The following is a 23251-nucleotide window of genomic DNA, read 5'->3' as shown; positions in this document are numbered from 1 at the left end:
ACAGCGGTTTTTTAGTGCGTGTGATTCGAGGAAAATTATTGCATTTGCAAATAAGCATTCACATTTTTCAATAATTCATTGGATCGCTCATGTCCGAGTAAACTGCCTTTTTCCAGCCAGTCTCGTGCGGTTCCGATATCACGCTCCACGCCAATGCCCTTGGTATATAAACGTCCAAGATGGCTATAAGCATCCACATTCACCTGCGCTGCCGCCTGCTGATAATACTGTACGGCTTGTTCAATATTACTCTCAACTCCTTGACCCTGCTCATATGCTTCGCCCAAAGCATTTAGTGCCACACTATTCTGCTGAGCAGCTGCTTTTCGCAGATAGCTCAAGCCTAAGGCAATATCCTGCGCAATCTGTTGCCCTTTAAGATACTTCAAGCCCACTTCTGCTTGTGCCTGGGCATGCCCCAATTGTGCAGCCTGATGCAGATAACGATTGGCCAGCTCTGCATTATTGCTAAACACAGGATAAATACCTGAGAGAGCTTGGTACAGGAACCATGCCGCTTCTTTCGAACCTTTCGCAACTGCCTGATTCAGGTACTGGACAGCTTTATCACGTGTCGACAATGGATATTCAGCCAGACTATAAAACCGGCCGACGCTATAAATTAAATCCGCTTCAGACTGAGCCACAATCTGCCAATACTGCTGTGCCGCGCTCTGAATCATTTGTGTGGCTTTACCCGTATCTTTCGCCGTACCAATACCATTTAAATAACACAGCGCCATCCCCATCTGTGCAGACACATCGTTAGGACTAAGCCGATAGGCAGCCTGATATAACTCAAATGCTTTTTGCGGTTCGTTGGCAACCAGATGCTGCTCAAAATACAGCGCAGCAATTATGCATAAGGCAGGCACATGTTTGCTGTTGGCCGCTTCCGACCAGTAACGAAATGCCATGGTTTCATTTTTATCGACATACCAGCCATGAAAATAGGCCAGCCCGATTAAAGCCTTGGCGTGTGCATCGGCGTGATCTTTGGACTGCTGCAATAAATGCTGAAACACGCGCTGACGCTGATCGGGATCGATACGGCCTTGCAACACACCGGCATAATAATCATAGAGACCTTTCTGGTCACCGAGACTGATACAGCGTTTAATAAATTGCAGCGATTGCGTCAAGTCTTGGGGGAGAATCTGTCCATGCGCATAATCATCGGCGATCTGCTGATTGGCAGCCAAATGATCCTGCCGAGCCGCCAGAAACAGATAATGTATTCCTTGCACTAAATCTTGGGCTGCAGAATCAGCCAGATAATACTGGGCCAGCTGATACTGCGAATTGGCATGACCCTGCCCGGCATTTTGAATGAATAATGCCAGACGCTGTTTTTCTGCAATCATCTCGTTTTGATGGTCTTCGGCAGAAGAAAGTTCAGTGATACGATACTGGGCATCCAGATTACCCCGTGCTACCGCATGACGGTACCAGTACAGGGCTTTTTCCGGGTCAGCCTGCTGATACGCCTCTCCTTCATGAATTTGACCCAGATGATAAGCTGCTTCATCACTACCTAGGCGAAAGGCTTTGTCCAGGTAGCTGATGGCTTTTTCAGTATTTTGCTCATGTCCCAGACCTTGCAGATGCATCAGACCCATCCCGACATAGGCTTGTGGGATTTCCTGTTGCTGAGCCAGTCCCTGATAAATCTGATAGGCACGTTCATAGTTCGGATGCTCCGGATCTGAACTCAATCGTGCTGCATGTTTAAGCTGCGCATCAACCTGCTCAATCCATAAATCATGATACTCGGCTTTGGCCTGATCACGTTTCACCGGATCCGGACGTTTCCACATCCACACCGCTAAAGCTCCTGTCCCCAAAATCAATACCAGCAAAAACCACATAGCTGCTCCAAAACATTATTTTTGTTCTGTGAATGAATCCTTTCATTCTAAACGTCACTTGAAAAAAAGCACAGATACTGTGCTTTTTATTTTTCAAATCAGGATTTTGCTCTTTTACTATCGAGCTTTTTCAGCCCTTCTGCCACGGCGACCATGGCAAAACTGGAGGTCACCACCACAGCCGACCCATACCCTCCACATCGCAAACCGGCACTGGCACAGACATCGGCACTTGAGAATGGATTATCAATTGAATAGACACAGGTAATACCGAATTTTTCTTTGGGCTTTTTACAGATGCCTTTAGCACGTAACTGGGCACGCAATTTGGCCAGCATCGGATCCTGCTCGGTTTTAGATAAATCTGCAACACGAATTTTCAGTGGATCCAGTTTACCCCCTGCCCCGCCCGATACGATTAACGGAATCTTGTTAAAGCGACAATGTAACATCAAGGCGAATTTGGCTTTGACATCATCGATGCAATCTAAAATCAGATCCGGTGTCGGAGCTAAAATTTCTTTGATATTCTCAGGTGTCAGATAATCATCAATCAGATTGATTTTAATCCGTGGATTAATTGCACGACACCGCTCGGCCATAACTTCAATTTTTTCATGACCCAAGGTGGTACTCATGGCAGGTAACTGGCGGTTGATATTTGATGCTGCGACGACATCCATATCGACCAAGGTCAGTTCGCCAATTCCGCTACGTGCCAGAGCTTCTACTGCCCATGAACCGACACCGCCGATACCGATCACCATCACATGACTTTTTTCATAATGGCTAAAGCTATCTTCTCCATAAATTTTGGCAACACCGGCAAAGCGGCGCTCATATTCATCGTCTTGAAGCAGATCAGTCATAAGTCATCAATAGCAGTTAAATCACAGTTTATTTTAGCAAAGTCAGCATTGTTTTACTGCTCCTAAAATTTCGATACAAAATCCATCAAGAAAATCAGAAAGATAAATTCAGGAACACCTTATAATTGAATAAAATTTATACATATAATTTTAAATTAAATAGAATTTTAAATATAGGAGTCAAACCCTGTGCTCATCAATGCTCTTTTGACTCTCAACTTTATACTGATTGCGTTACATTTATATTTTTACAGTAGCCAAAAGCAGAAAAACTATGGGCTGAGTATTTTTATTCGTTTGCTGACTTTAGGCTTGTTTGGTTTTGTGATCTTGGATCGTCATGAAACCCAGACCCATTTGATTTTGGTGCTTGTATCGTGGGCCATATTTGAAATCATAGAGGGTCTTTTTAAAAAGAAAAAAGCCTCAGCACCATAAAAAAAGAGGCTTACGCCTCTTTTTCATCTATCGGAATTAGTCTTTATTCATGATGAAAAAATATTCACGATAGTATTTCAGTTCGGCAATTGAATCACGAATGTCATCCATCGCCAGATGCGAGGCATTTTTCTTGAGGCCACTCATGATTTCCGGGCGCCAGCGTTTGGCCAGTTCTTTCACTGAAGAAACATCCAGATTACGGTAATGGAAATACTGTTCCAGTTCAGGCATCAGGCGGTGCAGGAAACGACGATCCTGACAGATCGAGTTACCACACATTGGTGATGATTTTGGATTCACCCATTTTTTCAGAAATTCAAGCGTTTGCTGCTCGGCATCCTGAGCGGTCAGTTTACTGCGACGCACACGTTCAATCAGGCCAGACTGACCATGTTGACGGGTATTCCATTCATCCATCGCATTTAACAGACGGGCAGGCTGATGCACCGCAAGCACAGGACCTTCAGCCAGAATATTTAAATTGTCATCGGTTACAATCGTCGCAATTTCAATAATTTGGTCATTGTCTGTGTCTAGACCTGTCATTTCCAGGTCAATCCAAATCAGGCGGGTATCAGCGGTACTGCTCATAAATGTGCAATCTTATTGGGTTTAAAAACAACTATAGTAGCAAATTAATTACATCTTGGGTGTCATTCGGGGGCTGCTTCATGCTATTTTTGCCATCTGATTTACCCGGTTTTTTTAGGATATGAATGGCCTTAATACGTAAGCGTCGTCTGACAGAGCAACAACAGCGCCGCATTCAGAAACAACAGAAAACACGTCAAGAAGATCTCGATACCTCCAGCGATCTCGAAGGTCTAGTGGTGCAACATTATGGTCGTCAACTTGAAGTGCAGGCCTTGTCTACCCCCGACATTCATCCTGAAAAACCGGTGGTACAAGAGGGCGAACCTGAACCTTTCTGGAAAGAAATCGAGCTAGGCAGTGTCTGGCGCTGTCATACCCGGACCAATCTGGATTTACTGGTCACTGGTGACCGGGTTAAATGGCAAGCCGATCCAAATACCGGTTTGGGGATTATCACCGCGATTCATCCCCGCAAATCGTTATTGACACGCCCCGACCGCTATCACAAGGTTAAACCTGTAGCGGCCAACATTTCACTGATTGTGATTGTATTCGCTCCTCTGCCTGAGCCAGCGCCGGGTCTGATCGACCGTTATCTGGTGGCCTGTGCCGATGCCGACATTCCTGCGCTACTGGTAATGAACAAAGCCGATTTATTGAAAGAAAACGATCCGATTCTGAATCTGTTACAAGAATATCAGAACCTTGGTTATGAAGTGATGCAGACCCAGTCCGATGGTGACCTGAGTGCTCTGTCTAATCGTCTGGAAAATGAAACCGTGGCCTTTGTCGGTCAATCGGGCGTCGGTAAAAGTACGCTGATTAATGCGATCGTGCCAGATGCTGCACAAAAGACCAATATCATTTCTGAAAACTCGGCACTGGGTCAACATACCACGACTTCGACGCGCCTGATTCCATTCGGGGAAAATGCTGCGCTGATCGACTCACCGGGAATCCGGGAATTTGGTCTCTGGCATCTGACTTTAGACAAGATCCAGACTGGTTTTCCTGAAATAGAAAATCTGCTCGGTCACTGCCAGTTCCGCAACTGTACCCATAAACATGAAAAGCAGTGTGCCTTACGTCAGGCAGCAGCATCAGGTGAAATTTTGCCGCGCCGACTGGACAGCTATTTGCGTTTAATCGACGAAATTACTGAAGCACAGCAAAAAAATTAATTTTCTTAAGGCCTCGCCCTTGAAGCGGTGATTTTGATCACCATATTTATGAGCTATACTCTTGGCAATTTTAAAATTGTAATTAGGTGAATTGTGGAACGTTGGTTCGAGTTTATGGGGAATCACCCCTTCTTATTTGGAACACTCGCGGTATTAGTGGTTTTGTTCTTCATTGTCGAAGGCCAACGTAACGGTCGCAAAATCTCTCCGCAATCGCTGGGAATTTTAGTCAAAGCAAAAAATGCCATGCTGATTGATTTACGTGATGCCAAAGACTTCCGTGAAGGTCATATCAGTGGCAGCCGTAATATTCCATATAGCCAGATTACAAAACATGTTGAAGAGCTTAAAGCATCTGATCGCCCTTTGGTGTTCATTTGCAACCTTGGCCAAGTGGCTGGTACTGCGTTACAACAGGTCGGTCATGCCGATGCCTACCGTCTTGATGGCGGCATAAGCAACTGGAAAGCTCAAGGTTTACCTTTGGTGAAAAGCAAATAATCCACGAACAGGAGATTGATCATGGCTGAAGTGACTATTTATTCGACGACTGTATGTCCTTATTGCGTGCGTGCGAAACAGCTATTGGAACGCAAAGGTGTAGCATATAAAGAGATTAATTTATCTCAGGAAGCACCGGAAGTCCGTCTTGAATTGATGCAGCGTACCAATCACCGTACCGTGCCACAAATTTTTATTAATGATCAGTTTATCGGTGGTTTCGACCAGCTTTATGCTTTAGAGCGTGAAGGCAAACTTGATGAATTGCTGGCTTAACCTTACTAAAATTATCACTTCATATTAAGGATCAAAAAATGAGTGAAGAACAACAAGCTCAACCACAATTGGCATTAGAGCGTATTTATACCAAAGATATTTCTTTTGAAGTTCCTGGGGCGCAAGTTTTTACCAAACAATGGCAGCCTGAGTTAAACATCAATCTTTCTTCTTCTGCAGAAAAAATTGATGAAACTCATTTTGAAGTAACATTGAAAGTCGTGGTTCAAGCAACCAACGAAGGCGATACCGCGTTTATCGTTGATGTCACTCAAGCCGGTATTTTCCTGATTGATGGCGTTGAAGAAGAGCGTCTGCCATATATCCTGGGTGCTTATTGCCCGAATATCCTGTTCCCGTTCCTACGTGAGGCAGTGAACGATATGGTAACTAAAGGCAGCTTCCCACAATTGCTATTGACTCCAATCAACTTCGATGCTGAATTTGAAGCCAATATGCAACGTGCACAAGCCGCTGCTGTGGATGGTCAGGCTTAATCGCTGTCCTTCAAATCTAAAAAAAGACCGCTTATGCGGTCTTTTTTTGAGCCCCTCTTTTTAAAGAGAGATTTGGGGAGATTAATTTCTTAACTCAATCCCTCCTCACCTCCCTTTAAAAAGGGAGGAATTCTCTCATCTTCTAGAAGATGACAAGCACTGCTAGTAAGGGAGAGGTAAATAAAAATTCCCTCATCCCGACCTTCTCCCAAAGGGAGAAGGTGAAAAGCAGATTTTTATTCCGCATCTGCCATCAATTCAGCGCTCATACCAACAGTGTTAAAGCCGGCATCAACATACAGGATTTCACCCGTAATCCCGTTGGCCCATGGCGAGCACAGGAATAAGGCAGCATTACCGACATCTTCAATCGTCACATTACGTTTTAATGGTGCAACTTTCTCATTCAGATCGAGCATTTTACGGAATGATTTAATACCTGAAGCTGCCAAGGTACGGATTGGACCCGCAGAGATCGCGTTCACACGAATCCCTTCCTGACCCAAGCTAGACGCCAAATAACGCACGCCAGCTTCTAAAGAGGCTTTGGCCATACCCATGACGTTATAGTTTGGCATCACGCGCTCAGAACCTTGATAGGTCAATGTTAGCAAACAACCTTGACGGACTTGCAGCAAAGGTTTTGCCGCGCGTGCCATTGCGATAAAACTATAGGCACTGATGTCATGCGCAATATTAAAACCTTCACGATCCGTGATTTCGGTAAAGTCTCCATCCAGCGTATGTGCCGGTGCAAAACCGATAGAATGCACTACGCCGTCCAGACCATCCCAGTGTTTAGCCAATTCAGCAAATGCATTGTCAATTTCAGCATCTACTGCCACATCACAAGGAAAAACCAGTTTCGAACCAAACTGTTCAGCAAAGTCATCTACCCGCTTTTTCAGCTTTTCATTTGGATAAGTAAAAGCCAATTCAGCACCTTCACGATGCAATGCTTGAGCAATACCAAAAGCGATCGATAATTTACTCGCAATGCCCGCGATCAAGAAGCGCTTACCCGCCAAAAGTCCTTGTGCCATGTGAATCTCACCTAAAAAAATGTATATGGCATGATGCCAAGTCTGGAGCATTTTAGAAATTGCATAATGCACCTTTTTTTCTATTTATGATGAACTGGGAATTTAAGACCGAGTTAAGAGTATTAATTTAAATGGTCAAATGCAGAGCCTGATGGGTATTTTGCCAGAGCTGTTCAGCTAGCTCCTCTTTGTGCATATGCAGGCTTTTTGCCAGCCCTTGCAACACATAAGGTAAATTGGCAGGCGTATTTCTAGTACGATGCTCGCTTGAACTTTGACAACAAAGCGGCGTCATATCCGGACAGTCGGTTTCCAGCACCAGATGTTCTGGTCCGACATACTGCACCACTTGATGCAGTTTTTTGGCGTTTGGATTGGTGATTTGCCCAGTAATACCCAGTTTGAATCCCAGCTTGATAAAGGCTTTAGCTTCCTCAATTCCACCACCAAAGGCATGTGCAATGCCACCCTGTTTAAATCGGTGTTGTTTTAACATCTGCAAAACCTCCGCATGGGATTTACGGATATGCAGCAAAACCGGCTTATCGAATTGCTGCGCCAGTTCCAGTTGTGCAGCAAAAAAATCTTTTTGTTTCTGGAAAATTTCAGCCTGTTTGTGCTGTTTTAAAAAGGTATCCAGACCGATTTCACCAATGGCAATACATCGTTCATGATGAAGCAGTTGTTCCAGCTCCTGCAAATGAGTAGTCTGATGCTGTTCAATATAAAACGGATGCAAGCCCGGTGCTAAATGGCTTTGCGGTACATTTTCCAGATCATTGATAAAGTTGTGGGTTCTTAGCAGGTCGGCAAAACGTTTTTGCAAAAATCCTATTAAAACCAGATGCTCAATACCGGCAGTTTTGGCCGCATACGCCAACTGTTCCCGATCAGGGTCGAACTCGGGAACATCAAAATGGGTATGCGTATCAAACAGCTTTAAGGTCATTTGGCTTTTGCAGCAGGTGCTGGCTTTATTTCAGAGGCAGCGTTTTCTGTGTGTGGCAAATATTCCGGTTTTAGCACACCTTGTAACTGCTCATACGGAATCATCAAACGTGGCAAACCAGCGACATAAGGCCCAATTTCATATTCGGCATATTGCAAGACCAGACCTTGCTGGGCCAGATAGAAGTTATCACTAAGCTTGAACTTCCAGGCCTGTTCATACTCGGCCACATCTTTGGCAAGCTTGGAGTCTACTACCCAGTCTTTAAAAGCTTCATAGGCACGCGTTTCAAGTTTGGCTTTTTGCTTGGTCGCAATAATGTCGTCCAGCTTGACCAGTTTTTGCTGCTCGAGATCAAAGTTATAATAAGTCTGTGCAGATGCCCCATGTGCTCCTCCCAAATAATAACTGCTGTTCAGAACCACGGTCGCAAGGGGATACCCTGAATTCAGAATCTTGGGTTTAATCATCAGGCTGATGCTATGACTGGCACTCAGTGCTTTGAGTTCTTTATCCAGATTCAAAAAAGTCTGTATATAGGGCTGAATTTGCTGTTCAAGCTGCTGTTTTGGTGTTGCTACTGTTGTCAAAGCTGCTTTGGGCTTAGAGGCAGCCGTTTCTGCTTCACTAGCCGCAGTCACTTTTGCCGGTTCAATCGCATCTACAGACAGGATACTTTTCAACTGTTGTAGAATCTGCTGATCAATCCATTCATTAATAAAACTTTGATTACTGTTCAGGCGTTCAATCGAGATTTCCGGGCAGCTTTTGTCTTCACATTCCGGAATTGTCAGCTTGAGTTTTTCGGTCTCACCCGTGAGTTTAATTACTTCAGGCTCGGCTTCTACCACTTCAGGAGCAGTCGACTCTTTTGGGGCATCGCCCTTTGGCTGGCAGGCACTCAGCAGCACCGCTGATGCCAGTATGGATAGACAAAAAATATTCTTATATCTTGGCATTCACTCACCTTTTCGGAACCTGTAATCATCTTGCAAGATCATCAGCTTTAAAACATATGCTGATAGATCTCAGCTTTCAAGACCTGTTGTGTTTGTTGTTTTGTTAAATAAATATCCAGTTGCTTGGCGTCTTTACTGATTTCATGACTGCGAAAATGCAGACCGATGCCTTCCTGATCAAAGAACCAGTCAGCTTGGCCCCAATACAGTTTTTTTGGTGCTTTTTGCTGAACTTGCGAATTGTTTTCTTTTAACCAGGTTTGATAAGCCTGCTGAATAATCTGATCCATCAGCAACTGCTGTTTAGAGTCGATAATATCAAGTGGGGTCAGCATTTTCTGCTGGCGGCGATCGGCCACAAAAAAATAATAGCGCTCATGCACGCTGACATTTTCCTGTTTGGAATCCACCCCGATCTGCATCAGCACATACTGATTGCGCTGGTAAGGAATACGGGTATATAGCGACAGTTCATAAGCCTTGTTCAAATTGAGCTGAGCTTGCCAGGCATCCGATTTTTTCACATAGGCATTGATGGCCTGCTGTAAATTCATGTCCTGTTTCAAGCCAATTTGATCCTGAATCACTTTTGCCTGCTGCTTTTCAATCCATTGGTTCATCCATGGATCAACCGTATCTAAGGTCTGAATATCCAGATTGATACAGTTTTTATTTTCACAGAATGGCAAGGCAATCTTGGCCGGCTGCTCTTGAATATTCAGATACGGCAAGACATCAGCATTCTTCGCTACAGTGATTTTTTCATTTTTTGGAGTAGTAAGGGATTCTTTTTCACCTTGATCACAGCCATTTAGGACAAGGCTTAAACCAATCACAGAACCGAGGACGACTTCCTTACTGAGCTTCATTCTCTTTACTATATCTATCGAGTTATTAACTGCTTAAATGTAGCATAAAACAAAACAGCTTCCGGAGAAGCTGCTTCATATTTTTAGACTTTGGCTGCGAACCCTGAAATTTTAGTGTTCGCGTGTATTACGGAACACGATATCCGGATAGCGCTCTTGCATCAGCTGTAAATTCACCCGGCTTGGGGCAAGATAAGTTAAATGACCACCACCATCGACAGACAACTGGTCATGGGCTTTTTTCTTGAATTCATTGAATTTCTTCTCATCATCACAAGATACCCAACGTACTGTGTTGATGTTGACAGGTTCATAAACACAGTCGACCTTATATTCTTCTTTCAGACGGTAAGCCACCACTTCAAACTGTAGCACACCCACAGCACCCACGATCAGATCGTTGTTATTCTGCGGCATGAATACCTGGGTTGCCCCTTCTTCTGAAAGCTCTTTCAGACCTTTTTGCAGCTGCTTGGATTTTAATGGATCCTTCAATCGGACACGACGGAACATTTCCGGCGCAAAGTGCGGAATACCGGTAAACTGAAGTTTCTCACCCGAGGTAAATGTATCACCGATCTGGATAGTGCCATGGTTATGCAGACCAATAATATCACCCGGCCAGGCTTCTTCAAGATGCTGACGGTCTCCTGCAAGGAAAGTTAAGGCATCGCTGATGCGCACATCTTTATCCAGACGCACATGCTTCATCTTCAGGCCTTTTTCATACTTGCCTGAACATATCCGCATGAAAGCAATACGGTCACGGTGTTTTGGATCCATATTGGCCTGAATTTTAAAGACAAAACCGGTAAAACCTTCTTCATTCGCTTCTACAACACGATCTTGGGTCGGATGAGCTTTCGGTGGTGGTGCATATTGGCTGAAAGCATCCAGAACATGGTCGACACCAAAGTTACCCAAGGCTGTACCGAACAGAACAGGTGTTTGACGACCCGCCAGAAACTCTTCACGATCCAAAGGCTCATTGGCCATTTGTACCAGTTCCAGCGATTCTTCAAATGCTGCCCAAGCCAGATCACCTACTTTCTCGCGAAGATCCGGATAGTCATAACCATCGCGTACCTCAATGTCGGTAATCACTGAACCGAAGCCCGCTTTATAAACATAAAACTTGTCTTCGATCAGGTTATAAACACCAGCGAAGTCACGACCTGTACCCAATGGCCAAGTTAATGGTACACATTTAATTTTTAGAACGTTTTCAATTTCATCAAGAAGTTCGAGCGGCTCACGGATTTCACGGTCCATTTTGTTGACGAATGAGATGATCGGGGTATCGCGCATCCGACACACTTCCATCAGTTTAATGGTACGGTCTTCGACACCTTTTGCCCCGTCAATCACCATCAGCGCAGAGTCTACTGCGGTTAAGGTACGATAGGTATCTTCCGAGAAGTCCTCATGTCCCGGGGTATCCAGAAGATTGATCATCTTGTCTTTAAAAGGAAATTGCATCACCGAAGTCGTGATCGAGATACCACGCTCTTTTTCCATTTCCATCCAGTCCGATGTTGCGGCCCGGTCAGATTTACGGCTTTTTACCATCCCGGCTACCTGAATGGCCTGACCCCATAACAGCAATTTTTCTGTCATGGTGGTTTTACCGGCATCGGGGTGGGAAATAATAGCGAACGTACGTCGCTGGGCGACTTGTGCCGCCAGTTCTTGCTTAAAGCTCATGAAATATACCTACTGCTCAATGCACAGCATTCGAGATCAAATTCGATCAATATGAAAAAAATTGGCGATATTGTAGCAGAGTTTCAGGGTGGAGTTCCGTGAGCCATATTGTCTATCCTGACGCTCAATCAATTAGAGCGCTATTAATGGAATTGTAAACTTTCTAAACGTTGTTCATCTACCGGCAAGCCCAGTAAAAAACCTTGTAACTGTTCACAACCGAGCCGGGTTAAAATTTCCGCTTGCGCTTCTGTTTCAACACCTTCCGCGGTCACCACCAATCCCAGTTTCATGGCCAGCTGAATAATGCTTTCCAGAATTATTTCTTCTTTGGAGCCGACTGCCAGATTTTTGATAAATTCCCGGTCAATTTTTAATTCATCTACGGCTAAATTCTTTAAATAGAGAAAACTTGAATGTCCCGTACCAAAATCATCAATAGCCAGACGGATGCCCATTTGTCTTAAGCGCTTGAAGCTGCGAATACTCACATCAATGTGATGCATGGCAGTCGACTCAGTAATCTCGATCATCAAATGCCGAGGACTAATTTTATATTGGGCAAATAACTTTTCCAAGGTACTAAAAAGCTGCTTATGCTCAAATTGTACCGCAGACAAATTAACCGCAACAGGGAAAAATTCGGTATGTGTATCTTGCCATTTTTGAATCTGCTGACAGGCCAACTCTAATGCCCAATAGCCCATTTGAATAATCAGTCCGGTTTTTTCAGCTGCATTGATAAACAGATTCGGGCCAAGCAATCCAAACTGGGGATGGTTCCAGCGGATTAATGCCTCTACCCCACACAAGCTACGGTCCCTGGTCCTAAACTTTGGCTGATAGAACAGTACAAACTGCTGTTCTTCCACCGCTTTATACAGATCATTAATCAGGGTACTTTGACTCTTGCTTTCATCCTGATCGGTAGAATAGTTAAACACCGAATAGGTATTGCGTCCCTGATACTTGGAACTGAGCATGGCAGCATCGGCATTGACTAACAAATCCTGTAAATTTTTGCCATGTTCCGGATACATGGCAATACCAATACTGCCCGAGATATGAATACTCTTGCCTTCAATCAGGAAACTTTCCTGGATCAGCTCGAGAATCTTTTCTGACATTTTTGCCGCTTTGGTAACAGAGGTATTTTCCAGTACCAGCAGAAATTCATCGCCGCCGATTCTGAGCAGCTTGGAGTGATGACCCAATAACTGGTGAATCCGTGTGGTCAACTGAATCAGCAACTGGTCACCGACCAGATGGCCAAACACATCATTGACCGCCTTAAAACGGTCCAGATCAATGTATAAAAAAGCAATTTCATGCTGCTGGGGCTGACCAGAAAATAATTTATTTGCATACTCAGCCAGATATAGACGGTTGGGTAATTTGGTCAGATTATCCTGAATGGTCTGGTTTTCAATTTGCTGATTGGCCCAAGCAAGCTGACGATTGCGTGAACCGACACGCAGTTCGGACACAACGATACAAATCAGCGTTAGCAGTAACAGCCCGCTCATTAATATTATGGCCAGAAAAAGCTGATCCTGTGTATGGGTAAATTGCGGGAACTGTAGCACATTGCTAGCAGTAAAATTGAATGCCATCATGCTGATATAATGCATACCAAAGATACCAAGCGCGATTATCCCGGTGACAAGAACTATTCGAAAAAACGACCAAGTCTTCCGTGTACTCAACCAGAAGATAAAGATAGCGGCAAAGCATACCACCAGAACAGAAAGGAGCAGTATCCCCCAATCTATTTCATATGTATGCAGCATAAAACTTGCTGTCAGCCCGATAAAATGGATCAACCAGATCAATAGTCCCAATAGCATAGCTGTTAGCATTAAACTGAAAGTTTTAACATTTGGCTGCGCAGCCCCTGAAGCAAATTTTTTAATCCGGATAATCAGATAACAAGCAATCAATGCTGAAAGAATGGAAGCGGTGACCAGAGTAATATCATGCTGAATTTCAATCATATAAAATGCTCCCCATCGGTGACCATTTTTATAATACTCTGCACTGGTATTTCCATTTTCATCCGGTCAAATTTGAACTTATTAAAATCATCAAGCTGAACATCAATGCAAGTGAATTCATCTGCAACAGCATCAGTCTTAACTCAAACTTAGAATTTATATTTCTTTCTTTTGAAGTTGAGAATTGCCCCTAAAATCTGACTCAACATAAAAATAAAATATGACTTATATATTAGAAGTGTTTCAAATTTAAGCAAATATTTAGCTTCATTTTTTTAGCTCATTTATTCGACCACCGTCACAATTTTTTTCTTTTTATTTAGATAGATGGCACTTCGTAGCAAAATTTAATTTGGTCTTTTGTGCAAACTGGCCGAATAAAAAAATAGCCTGTCGAAACAGGCTATTTTAATAAAAGATAAATAAAGTTAAATCTTAGGATTTTTTCTGCAGGTTGGCATAATCGAGTAACACATTTGCCGCTTCAATCACAAAAGCTTCTTCTTCAGGCAAAGCCGGACGTTCTTTGGCCTTCATCTTGGCACGCGTTTCAATCAAGGCATCCATCGAAGCCTGATAACTTTCCCAATTCGGATAAGGCTTAAGACCTGTAGCAATACGGCGGGCATTTTCTGCTTCCAGCGTTTTTTGCTCCATTGCAATCAGCTCGGCTTTACGCTGTTGCAAGTCCAGTACCTGACGCTTTTCTTCTTCAGCTTTCTTCATTACGGCTTTACGCTGTTCCAAATACTTGAACTGAGAATCAAGTGAAACCCGTTGCTGAGAAAGTTTAGCCAGTTCAGGGACATATTTCTGTACTGCGCCTTCACGTTTAAATGGCGCAGTTGGAATGGTATCCCACTGCAAGGCATTTTTGGCCTTACGCTCACCGAACTCTTCGTTATAAATATCAACCAGTTTAATGTCCGGAATGACCCCTTTATTTTGGGTACTGCCACCGGTCACACGGTAGAATTTACGCTGGGTCAGTGTCGCCTGTCCATGTGCCAAGCTATCCAGTTGTACCTGTGCCGTACCTTTACCTGTGGTGGTACTGCCAATCACAATCCCGCGCTCATAATCCTGAATCGCAGCAGAGTAAATTTCACTGGCTGAAGCAGATGCCAGATTGACCATCACTGCCAGTGGACCTGCATAGGTTTGTGCGCCGCCATCATCATCTTCAAAGACGCTAACGTTGCCATTACCATCACGGATCTGTACCACTGGACCAGACTTGATCACCTGTCCGAGCATACGTGCCACTTCCTCCAGTGAACCGCCTGGGTTATTGCGCAAATCGACAATAATCCCGGCAACATTCTTCGCTGCCAGCTCTTTCAAGGCCTTGTTGGTATCTTCAGAGACCGAGCGATAATCCGTACCCGCACGGCGTGCACGATAGTTCAGATAGAAAGACGGAATTTCGATCACACCATATTGATATTTTTTACCGTCACGTTGAATCTCAACTACACGTGTACGTACACCTGCATCTTCTTCCTGGATCACATCACGGGTAATGGTCACATTACGTGCCTGTCCCATAGGAGCGCCTGCACCGAGTAAGCGTAAAGTGACTTTGGTGCCGCGCTTGCCGCGAATCAAACCGACAATTTCATTACTTGGCCAGCCAATAACATCGACCATCTGCTCGCCATCTTGAGCTACACCAATGATACGATCCCCTGATTTGACCTGGCCTGACTTACTGGCTGGACCACCTTCGACAATGGTTTCAATCTTGGTGTAATCTTCATTGCCGCGTTCCGGACGAATCGACACACCAATCCCTTCTAACTGCAAAGTCGTCTGACGATTCAGTTCCATCGCATCGACAGGCGGGAAGTAATTACTGTGCGGATCATAGGTCAGCATCATCGCGTTCAGTGTCTTGTCGAGCACATCATCGCTCTTGATGCGGCTGAGGCGTTCGAGCTGACGGGTGTAACGCTTAGTCAAGGTTTGCGCAGGCGTCAGATCTTCAGGACCTGTGAGATCCTGTCCATTGGCCAGTTCCGGATTGGCTTTCAGGGCTTTCTGCTTGGCCTGTTCTTCCTCTTTGCTGATAGTCAGATTGATCAGCTGAGACACCAGCATTTTTGACCAGTGCGCGCGCTGTTCAGCTTCTGTTTTAAAGAACGGTGCTTTTTCACGATCCGTTTCGATATAAACATTCGGCTGGTTCAGATTCTGCGGTTTTTTCAGCTCATTCAACATATACGTATAGAACTGGGTCAGACGCTGACGATATTGTTCATGTATTTCATAAGGACCCGACAAATTGCCGGCTTTCAGATTGGCACCAAAACTGGCACCATAACGTTTCTTGTAGTTTTCAACTTCTGGAGCCAGAAATAGACTATGTTCCGGATCAAGACTATCGATATAGAAATCAAAAATGCGCTGTGAAGTCTGAGCATCCAGACGCATATTCAAATAGTGCTGACGGTCCACTAGGGTTGCCAGCTGGCGTGACACTAGTGCCTGTTCTTGAGATGGCTGAATCGCCTTGCTGAGCACTTCTGTACTATTGGCCGCAATCGCATCATTCACTACATGGGTAAAAAAGAATCCACCTGTCGCAATCGCAACGGCGCAAGCTATCGTTTGAAATTTCATAAATAATTCGTACTTCCTTGGCCTAGAGACCAATGTGACCGTGTTGCTTTTCGACCAGAATTTAAAGTATTCAGCATCTTAAACAACTTAATATGTTTATGTCGTGTAGTTTTATCATATTCTGTGCTGACAAAGTGTAGCAAATCATTGCAGAAATCAGGTATTGTTTCCCCGAAAAATTCTAAAATGGAATCCACATATGATTGGCGCATTGATGCTCGACATCGCAGGCACCACCCTGACTCAAGAAGATATTGAACTATTAAGTGCGCCGCAAGTCGGTGGAGTCATTTTATTTGGTCGCAATATCGAATCTCCAGCTCAAGTCCGTGCCTTAACTGATCATATGCGTCAGGTTCGCCCGGATATTTTAATTGCAGTCGATCAGGAAGGCGGTCGTGTCCAACGTCTAAGACAGGGCTTTACCCTACTGCCTGCCATGGGAAAATTTGGCGAACTTTATACAAGCGATCCACAGCGCGCTCTGGAACTGGCTGAAAAATGCGGCTGGCTAATGGCGACTGAAGTACTAGCTGTCGGGATTGATTTCAGCTTTGCTCCTGTGCTGGATTTAAATGATATCAGCGATGTGATCGGTGATCGTAGCTTTGCCCAAAATATCCAGGACATTATTCCACTCGCCAGCGCATTTCTAAAAGGTATGAAACGTGCCGGCATGGCTTCAACCGGTAAACATTTCCCGGGTCATGGCTCGGTCAAAGCAGATTCGCATGTTGCTGCAGCAATTGATACGCGTTCCTACGCAGAGATCCAGCAAAAAGACATGCAAACCTTTATCCAGTTACAACCACAGCTGGATGCTTTAATGCCGGCTCATGTTATCTATAGCCAAGTGGATCCCAATCCGGCAGGTTTCTCGGAATTCTGGATTCAGAAAGTTTTGCGTCAGGAGCTCGGCTTTGACGGCGTCCTGTTCTCGGATGATTTAAGCATGCAGGCTGCCTGTGTTGCAGGCGATGCCGATGCCCGAATTCAGGCCGCCCTTAAAGCCGGTTGTGACATGGGTCTAGTCTGCAATGACCGTGCAGCACAATGCATTGCACTGGAAGGGATTGTTGATCTGCCCCTCCCGAACCAGCAACGTCTGGAACGCATGCGCGGCAACATCCCAAACATCCAGATTGGTGCAGAGCTTGATCTGGGAGAAGCATGGCGCAATATCCGTGACGAAATACTGGCATTCAAACAGCAGATGAGCTAAAGCTTTTTTAATCCAGTCAACACAAAAAAAGGAACACGACAAAGTGTTCCTTTTTAATTATAGTAATGAAAAGGTTACACTATTATGTAATTAACTTAAAAATAAAAATAAGGTAAGAACGATATGACAGAAACACTTTCACAACATCGCCATATTTCATTTACTGCGCACTATACCGGCTATATCTGGTATCAAATGGGGATCTCGCATCCAGCCTTTGCGACCACTAAAGGTAAAATTCTGGCCAAACTGCTTCACCCACTTGAGTCCTGGGCAGAGCGTTATGTCGGCGGTAGTATGCGTACGACACTGAAGCAGCGCCATCAGATGATTGATGAGCATTTGTGTCAACTGCTTGAGCAATATCCCCAGCTTCAGGTTCTTGAAATTGCCTGTGGACTATCTCCACGTAGCTGGAATTTCAGACAGAAATTTCCAGAAATTAATTATCGTGAACTGGATCTTCCCGATATGGCCAAGATCAAGACTCAGGCTTTACAGCAAATCGATCAGTATGCTCCTGAAGTCCTGACTGCCGATATTTTTAGTGAAGAGTTGGACTGTATTTTTCAGATGTTTGACCGCAACCAGCCCTTAGTGGTCATTAGCGAAGGACTGATTAATTATTTTGATCAGCAGATGTTACGCATTCTGATGCAGGGTATTACAGAAAATGCGCAGTATTTCCCGGCAGTTCACTATTTCAGCGATATTTATCCTGAGCCGGTGAAAAATAAACTGGCGAACTTTATCTGGAGCAGTAGCCGTCTGCTTAAATTCATGTCTCGAAGTGCGTTTACCTTTCATTTTAAATCCCCCCAAGAACTGCAGCACTTTTTTCAAGATGCAGGATTTGACCAGGTTGAGGTACAACAACCTCAACGTTATTTTGCCGAGCCAGGCCAGCAAAATCCACGACCAGAACAGGATGAACATTTAGGTGATCTGGTCTGGATGATTCATGCAGTGAAAAAAAACAGCGTTTAAGTACGCTGTTTTTTTAAAGATGATGTTTTTAAATTACTGCATCCAATACTTCTGCCTGTAACAGCATTTTTTGTACTTGTATAAATTGCAATAAACGTTCTGCAACCTCAAAGCTGCCATGTTTGAATAAGGCACGCAGCTGTGTGTCAGCCTGCTCAAAGAGCAGGCATTCTATACGAAATTCCCCTTGTTCATCTTCAAGATGCAAAGCCAGATCACGTGGATGAGTTGCTGCACGCGCAACCTGTCCTGCATCTAACTCCAGCAATACTCCAAAGAAATTCATGTTCACTATCTCTGCTTTTAAAATGAGATCAGAATGACGATGACTTAAATAGCGCTGTGGATCTTGTACCTGAATCCGTTCTTCACCGCGACGTTCAATTTGCTGTATCTGTTCGCGAGTGAACGGAATAATGCCGTCTAGTTGATCAACCGCTTCATCACGTAAAAAGGTTGCAAATAAATGCATGGTTTCTTTACGACGTTGCAGCTGAGGTACATGGTCAGCACCTGCAATTTGCACATACTGCATATCCGGGCATTGCAGGGCAAAATCGGCATTCTCATGTGGCAAAGTAAAACTGTCATATTGGCCACATGCTACCAGTACTTTGCACTGTGGAATTGGTACATTGGTCAGACGCAATAAACGGTTGCAATTGATCTCATAGCGGTCCTGTTCGGTTGCCGTAAATTCCGCCATCTGTTTAAAGAACAGGCGCTTTGCAGTGGGTGACATCCGGGTTTCGGCCAAACGTGCATGATTGACCAGATATAAAATGACAGCCTGACCAAATTCATCCATACGCTGTTCTTTCATCAGATGTAAGGATTCTTCCAGCAGCATGCGCCAGCTTTTACGGGTTTTCTGCATGACACCCATCAGGATCATCCGGTCTACGAGTTCAGGACGTTGATCTGCCAGACAGGAGGCCACCACTGACCCCAAGGACATGCCTAGAATTGCCACTTGCGGCAGCTGCATCTGCTCCAGCCATCGTCCCAGCATCGCAGCAAGATCTTCGAGCTCCAGTGTTCCTGCAGACAGGCCTGTGTCGACATTATTAATCTGCTGGTTCGCTCCCATTGAGGGCAGGTCAATCAAAATGATGGGGCCTGCATCAAAAAGCTGTTCTACACAATATTTGTAGGAATTAAAATTCTGAAAAGCTCCACCAATAATCACCATAGGTCTTAAATGCAGGGTATCTGGACGGGCAATCGCCATATATTCAATTTTCCAGCCATTCATCCAGGTGGTACGTGGCGGCTGCTTAAAACTGTGCTTATCATAAAGATCAAAAAAGCCCTTATGGCTAGGTTGTTCCAATACATGGGCATCCATGTAGATAATGGAATTCATATTCCTTTTCCTCCGTCCTTGCCTTATTTTTATTGTGCAAGTCATGATGAACAGTCTTATATTTCAGGCGCATTCCGGTGTGCCTGAACAAGCATCCTGCTCTTTAATAGTTATAAATGACTTCAATGTCACGTGTTTCATTCTATACAGAGCTGCTTTTCACAAGCAACCGCTTGATTGACCACTTATCTGCTTTTAAACAGAAAAAATTTTCAAAATGTTTAGAAGTCTGCGAAAACAGATGATTTTTAACAGATGGGCTTCATTGTGCAGCAGCAGACTGTTAATATCGAAATGAAATTTCTAAGTGATCAAACCGCTATGCAAGAGTCTATTGAACAATATATGCAAACGGTAGGACAGCAGGCACGCCAAGCGTCTCGCATTTTGGCTCGTGCGTCTACCCAAACCAAAAACGATGCATTATCTGCTATTTATACAGCTTTAGAAAATAGCCAAGCTGCTATTTTGGCTGCTAACCAGAAAGATATGACCAAGGCGCATAACAACAATCTGGATACAGCCCTGCTTGATCGCTTAGAACTGAACCCCGCACGCTTCGAAGGTATGTTACAAGGCCTCGAAGATGTTATTGGCCTGAAAGATCCGATTGGTGAAATTACGGATATGGCCTATCGCCCCTCTGGGATTCAGCTGGGCAAGATGCGTGTACCTTTGGGTGTGGTGGGCATGATCTATGAATCACGTCCTAACGTCACGCTGGAAGCCGCATCACTTGCACTGAAATCAGGAAATGCCATTATTCTACGTGGTGGCTCGGAAGCACTGGAATCGAATCAGGCAATTGCAGCCGCAATTCAACACGGGCTGAAAGTGGCAGGCTTGCCCGAAGCTGCCGTACAGGTCGTGAATACAACTGACCGTGCTGCCGTAGGCCAGTTGATTAGCATGACTGAATATGTAGATGTGATCGTGCCCCGTGGCGGCAAGAGCCTGATCGAGCGCATTACTGAAGAAGCACGTGTACCGGTCATTAAACATCTGGATGGCAACTGTCATGTCTATGTGGAAGCACAAGCGGACTTGTTAAAAGCATTGCCGATTGCTTTCAATGCCAAAACCCATCGCTATGGCGTATGTAATGCCATGGAAACCCTGCTGGTCGATGAAAAAGTTGCTGAAGAGTTCTTGCCGCGTATTGCAGAACTGTATCAAGAGAAAAAAGTAGAGCTACGTGGTTGTAAACAAACTCAGCGTATCCTCGGTGATGCAGTAATTGCTGCCACTGAAGAAGACTGGTATACCGAATATCTTGGACCGATTCTGGCCATCAAGATTGTATCGGGTGTCGAGGAAGCCATTGAACATATCAACACATATGGCTCGCACCATACTGACTCTATCATTACTGAGAACTACAGTATTGCCCGTGAATTTTTAGCAGCTGTAGATTCCAGCTCGGTCATGATCAATGCATCTACCCGTTTTGCTGATGGTTTTGAATATGGTCTTGGTGCAGAAATCGGCATTTCGACCGACAAGATCCATGCTCGCGGTCCAGTTGGTCTTGAAGGCCTGACTTCCCAGAAATGGATCGTCTTTGGTGATGGTCAGATTCGCCAGTAAGTCTTTAGATCGCTCATTTAAAACAGCCTCATGTGTGAGGCTGTTTTTTTATGCACAGAAAAATCGACACTGAAATAGAGGGATCAGAACCTCCGGGTCATTTTATTGATGAATCTCTTTATAAAATTGTATGCAAGAACAAAATTTGCAATTTCAGACGCTAAACTAGAAAATCAATCTGTCACAAAATAAACGTTAAGCAGGATTTAACATTTTTATTGATCGTATTTTCAGCATCATTTTATTTATAAATGAAAACTATGAACTGATAAATTTTAGTTATTATTATTAACTTGGTCGATAATGCTTAAGTCTAATCTGCTAAAGTCTATCTAGGACAGAAAAAAAACAAATGTTAAAAGATAGGTATTGATCAATATTGCAGCTTCATGGTTTGCAATTGGATCAAGCAAATGGACGAGAATTTTAATTAAAAATTGGGTAATCAATCGTGTCTAAATCAGTATTAGTTATTAATTGTGGCTCTTCTTCAATCAAGTTCGCATTACTTCTTGAGGAGCAGAATTTCCGTATTCATGGTTTAGCTGAAAACTTAGGCACAGAGAATGCTCGTATTAAAGGCGTGACTGTCGGCAATGAGCCGGTGGATATCCACATTCCATTTGCTGACCATAAAAAGGCACTTGAAGTGGGTCTGGAACGTCTGGCCAACTACCGTCCGGACGCGATCGGTCACCGTGTGGTACATGGCGGCAGCCTGACCAAGGCCGAACTGATCAATGACGAAATTATTGAAAAAATCCGTGAAGCAACGCCGCTTGCGCCGTTACACAATCCGGCACACCTGATTGGCATTGAAGCCACCAAACGCTTATTCCCGGAATTACCACAGGTTGCAGTATTTGATACTGCCTTCCACCAAACCATGCCAGCGCATGCTTATCGTTATGCCCTGCCGAAATTTTTATATACTGCTCATGGTGTACGTCGCTATGGTTTCCACGGAACCAGCCATGCCTATGTTTCAGACCGTGGTTCTGAACTGGCAGGCAGCTTCAAGCAAGGGGGCTGGTTAACCGCGCATCTTGGCAATGGTAGCTCGACCTGTGCCGTTTGGAATGGGCAAAGTGTAGATACCTCTATGGGTTTAACCCCACTTGAAGGCATTGTCATGGGCACACGCAGTGGCGATGTCGACCCAAGCCTGCATAGCTTCCTGGCGAAAAATCTGGGTTGGGACATTTATAAAATTGACAAGATGCTGAATAGCCAAAGTGGTCTTTTGGGTCTGTCTGATCTGTCCAATGACATGCGCACCCTGATTGAAGCATCAGAGCAAGGCAATGAAGATGCCAGCCTGGCGATTGAAGTATTCTGCTATCGCCTGGCTAAATCCCTGGCAGCATTGAGCTGTGGTCTGCCACGCATCGATGGTCTGTTCTTTACGGGTGGCATTGGCGAAAACTCGGCGTATATCCGTGAAAAGACCATGAATTACCTGCCTCATTTTGGTTTCAATCTGGATAAGAATGCCAATAATGAACTGAAACGCGGTACCGAAGGCCGGATCGACTCAGGTACAGGCCCACAAATCTGGGTGGTACCAACCGATGAAGAAGGCCGCATTGCCCAGGAAGTTCAGAGTGTTATAGAACTCGAAATCGAGCAACATACTGCAAAAAAGTCTAAAGTTGAGGCAACGCCTGCATAAGCAGGCCCGGCCACTTTTTAACTGATTTCTATTATTTTGCGACTGACATA

At 44.5% G+C, this 23251-nt stretch carries 19 protein-coding genes; 8 read left to right on the top strand and 11 right to left on the bottom strand.

Annotated features, from left to right (window positions below; all coding sequences use genetic code 11):
• Positions 1-35 precede the first annotated feature (35 nt).
• The 3 genes from H9629_RS01005 to orn all read right to left on the bottom strand — a co-directional run bounded on the left by H9629_RS01005 (position 36) and on the right by orn (position 3769).
• Positions 36-1868: a tetratricopeptide repeat protein gene (locus H9629_RS01005; protein ID WP_191730385.1), complete on the bottom strand. Its 1833-nt coding sequence runs from the start codon at positions 1866-1868 to the stop codon at positions 36-38.
• A 98-nt stretch (positions 1869-1966) separates the two neighbouring features.
• Positions 1967-2737 carry a tRNA threonylcarbamoyladenosine dehydratase gene (locus tag H9629_RS01000; RefSeq protein ID WP_191730384.1) on the bottom strand — a complete coding sequence of 257 codons (771 nt, stop codon included), beginning with the start codon at positions 2735-2737 and terminating at the stop codon, positions 1967-1969.
• A 474-nt stretch (positions 2738-3211) separates the two neighbouring features.
• Positions 3212-3769 (bottom strand): oligoribonuclease, encoded by a 558-nt coding sequence (gene orn / locus H9629_RS00995; RefSeq protein ID WP_005103209.1) that lies wholly within the window; start codon positions 3767-3769, stop codon positions 3212-3214.
• A gap of 125 nt (positions 3770-3894) precedes the next feature.
• Between orn and rsgA the strand changes: the two genes are divergently transcribed.
• The 4 genes from rsgA to secB all read left to right on the top strand — a co-directional run bounded on the left by rsgA (position 3895) and on the right by secB (position 6227).
• Complete coding sequence (rsgA, locus tag H9629_RS00990) at positions 3895-4953, top strand: ribosome small subunit-dependent GTPase A (protein WP_191730383.1); 1059 nt, start codon at positions 3895-3897, stop codon at positions 4951-4953.
• 93 nt (positions 4954-5046) lie between these two features.
• Positions 5047-5454, top strand: coding sequence for a rhodanese-like domain-containing protein (locus H9629_RS00985; RefSeq protein WP_064094799.1), 408 nt, complete (start codon positions 5047-5049; stop codon positions 5452-5454).
• A 21-nt stretch (positions 5455-5475) separates the two neighbouring features.
• Positions 5476-5730 (top strand): glutaredoxin 3, encoded by a 255-nt coding sequence (gene grxC, locus H9629_RS00980; protein ID WP_004278388.1) that lies wholly within the window; start codon positions 5476-5478, stop codon positions 5728-5730.
• Between the two features lie 38 nt (positions 5731-5768).
• Positions 5769-6227 carry a protein-export chaperone SecB gene (gene secB / locus H9629_RS00975; protein ID WP_064094800.1) on the top strand — a complete coding sequence of 153 codons (459 nt, stop codon included), beginning with the start codon at positions 5769-5771 and terminating at the stop codon, positions 6225-6227.
• Between the two features lie 236 nt (positions 6228-6463).
• Here secB and H9629_RS00970 read toward each other — a convergent pair whose 3' ends face one another.
• From H9629_RS00970 to H9629_RS00940, 7 genes are all read right to left on the bottom strand, one after another.
• Complete coding sequence (locus H9629_RS00970; protein WP_144724052.1) at positions 6464-7270, bottom strand: enoyl-ACP reductase FabI; 807 nt, start codon at positions 7268-7270, stop codon at positions 6464-6466.
• A 127-nt stretch (positions 7271-7397) separates the two neighbouring features.
• Entirely contained in the window at positions 7398-8219 is an 822-nt protein-coding gene (locus H9629_RS00965; protein ID WP_191730382.1) for a TatD family hydrolase, read from the bottom strand.
• Positions 8216-9178, bottom strand: coding sequence for an RsiV family protein (locus H9629_RS00960; RefSeq protein ID WP_191730381.1), 963 nt, complete (start codon positions 9176-9178; stop codon positions 8216-8218). The genes H9629_RS00965 and H9629_RS00960 overlap by 4 nt, the downstream gene beginning before the upstream one ends.
• A 47-nt stretch (positions 9179-9225) precedes the next feature.
• On the bottom strand, positions 9226-10047 hold the full coding sequence (locus H9629_RS00955) for a hypothetical protein (RefSeq protein WP_191730380.1): 822 nt from the start codon (positions 10045-10047) through the stop codon (positions 9226-9228).
• Positions 10048-10158: 111 nt separating this feature from the next.
• Positions 10159-11751: a peptide chain release factor 3 gene (locus H9629_RS00950; protein ID WP_064094805.1), complete on the bottom strand. Its 1593-nt coding sequence runs from the start codon at positions 11749-11751 to the stop codon at positions 10159-10161.
• A gap of 143 nt (positions 11752-11894) precedes the next feature.
• Positions 11895-13745: a putative bifunctional diguanylate cyclase/phosphodiesterase gene (locus tag H9629_RS00945; protein WP_191730379.1), complete on the bottom strand. Its 1851-nt coding sequence runs from the start codon at positions 13743-13745 to the stop codon at positions 11895-11897.
• A 435-nt stretch (positions 13746-14180) separates the two neighbouring features.
• Entirely contained in the window at positions 14181-16367 is a 2187-nt protein-coding gene (locus H9629_RS00940) for a carboxy terminal-processing peptidase (RefSeq protein WP_064094807.1), read from the bottom strand.
• Positions 16368-16566: 199 nt separating this feature from the next.
• Between H9629_RS00940 and nagZ the strand changes: the two genes are divergently transcribed.
• Together nagZ and H9629_RS00930 are read left to right on the top strand one after the other, a co-directional pair.
• On the top strand, positions 16567-17589 hold the full coding sequence (nagZ, locus tag H9629_RS00935) for a beta-N-acetylhexosaminidase (protein ID WP_191730378.1): 1023 nt from the start codon (positions 16567-16569) through the stop codon (positions 17587-17589).
• A 123-nt stretch (positions 17590-17712) separates the two neighbouring features.
• A complete protein-coding gene (locus tag H9629_RS00930) occupies positions 17713-18576 on the top strand; it encodes a class I SAM-dependent methyltransferase (RefSeq protein WP_064094809.1) in 864 nt (287 codons plus the stop codon).
• A 28-nt stretch (positions 18577-18604) separates the two neighbouring features.
• On the opposite strand, the gene H9629_RS00925 is transcribed toward H9629_RS00930, so the two are convergent.
• The gene (locus H9629_RS00925) at positions 18605-19942 is read right to left on the bottom strand and encodes an alpha/beta fold hydrolase (protein WP_064102258.1); all 1338 of its coding nucleotides are present in this window, start codon (positions 19940-19942) and stop codon (positions 18605-18607) included.
• Between the two features lie 321 nt (positions 19943-20263).
• Here H9629_RS00925 and H9629_RS00920 point away from each other — a divergent pair, with 321 nt between their 5' ends.
• Positions 20264-21529, top strand: coding sequence for a glutamate-5-semialdehyde dehydrogenase (locus H9629_RS00920; RefSeq protein ID WP_191730431.1), 1266 nt, complete (start codon positions 20264-20266; stop codon positions 21527-21529).
• A gap of 451 nt (positions 21530-21980) precedes the next feature.
• The gene (locus H9629_RS00915; RefSeq protein ID WP_064094811.1) at positions 21981-23201 is read left to right on the top strand and encodes an acetate/propionate family kinase; all 1221 of its coding nucleotides are present in this window, start codon (positions 21981-21983) and stop codon (positions 23199-23201) included.
• Positions 23202-23251 lie beyond the last annotated feature (50 nt).

This window comes from Acinetobacter pecorum, from assembly GCF_014837015.1.
Classification (GTDB): domain Bacteria; phylum Pseudomonadota; class Gammaproteobacteria; order Pseudomonadales; family Moraxellaceae; genus Acinetobacter; species Acinetobacter pecorum.
This window is presented reverse-complemented; position numbering and strand designations above follow the sequence as displayed.

Bases quoted from the DNA above. Each gene is read 5' to 3' on its own strand.
- H9629_RS00950 (WP_064094805.1), bottom strand. From the start codon at position 11,751: ATGAGCTTTAAGCAAGAACTGGCGGCACAAGTCGCCCAGCGACGTACG.
- orn (WP_005103209.1), bottom strand. From the start codon at position 3,769: ATGAGCAGTACCGCTGATACCCGCCTGATTTGGATTGACCTGGAAATG.
- H9629_RS00940 (WP_064094807.1), bottom strand. From the start codon at position 16,367: ATGAAATTTCAAACGATAGCTTGCGCCGTTGCGATTGCGACAGGTGGA.
- nagZ (WP_191730378.1), top strand. From the start codon at position 16,567: ATGATTGGCGCATTGATGCTCGACATCGCAGGCACCACCCTGACTCAA.
- H9629_RS00925 (WP_064102258.1), bottom strand. From the start codon at position 19,942: ATGAATTCCATTATCTACATGGATGCCCATGTATTGGAACAACCTAGC.
- H9629_RS00920 (WP_191730431.1), top strand. From the start codon at position 20,264: ATGCAAGAGTCTATTGAACAATATATGCAAACGGTAGGACAGCAGGCA.
- H9629_RS01000 (WP_191730384.1), bottom strand. From the start codon at position 2,737: ATGACTGATCTGCTTCAAGACGATGAATATGAGCGCCGCTTTGCCGGT.
- H9629_RS00945 (WP_191730379.1), bottom strand. From the start codon at position 13,745: ATGATTGAAATTCAGCATGATATTACTCTGGTCACCGCTTCCATTCTT.
- H9629_RS01005 (WP_191730385.1), bottom strand. From the start codon at position 1,868: ATGTGGTTTTTGCTGGTATTGATTTTGGGGACAGGAGCTTTAGCGGTG.
- rsgA (WP_191730383.1), top strand. From the start codon at position 3,895: ATGGCCTTAATACGTAAGCGTCGTCTGACAGAGCAACAACAGCGCCGC.
- H9629_RS00930 (WP_064094809.1), top strand. From the start codon at position 17,713: ATGACAGAAACACTTTCACAACATCGCCATATTTCATTTACTGCGCAC.
- secB (WP_064094800.1), top strand. From the start codon at position 5,769: ATGAGTGAAGAACAACAAGCTCAACCACAATTGGCATTAGAGCGTATT.
- H9629_RS00970 (WP_144724052.1), bottom strand. From the start codon at position 7,270: ATGGCACAAGGACTTTTGGCGGGTAAGCGCTTCTTGATCGCGGGCATT.
- H9629_RS00960 (WP_191730381.1), bottom strand. From the start codon at position 9,178: ATGCCAAGATATAAGAATATTTTTTGTCTATCCATACTGGCATCAGCG.
- H9629_RS00955 (WP_191730380.1), bottom strand. From the start codon at position 10,047: ATGAAGCTCAGTAAGGAAGTCGTCCTCGGTTCTGTGATTGGTTTAAGC.
- H9629_RS00965 (WP_191730382.1), bottom strand. From the start codon at position 8,219: ATGACCTTAAAGCTGTTTGATACGCATACCCATTTTGATGTTCCCGAG.
- grxC (WP_004278388.1), top strand. From the start codon at position 5,476: ATGGCTGAAGTGACTATTTATTCGACGACTGTATGTCCTTATTGCGTG.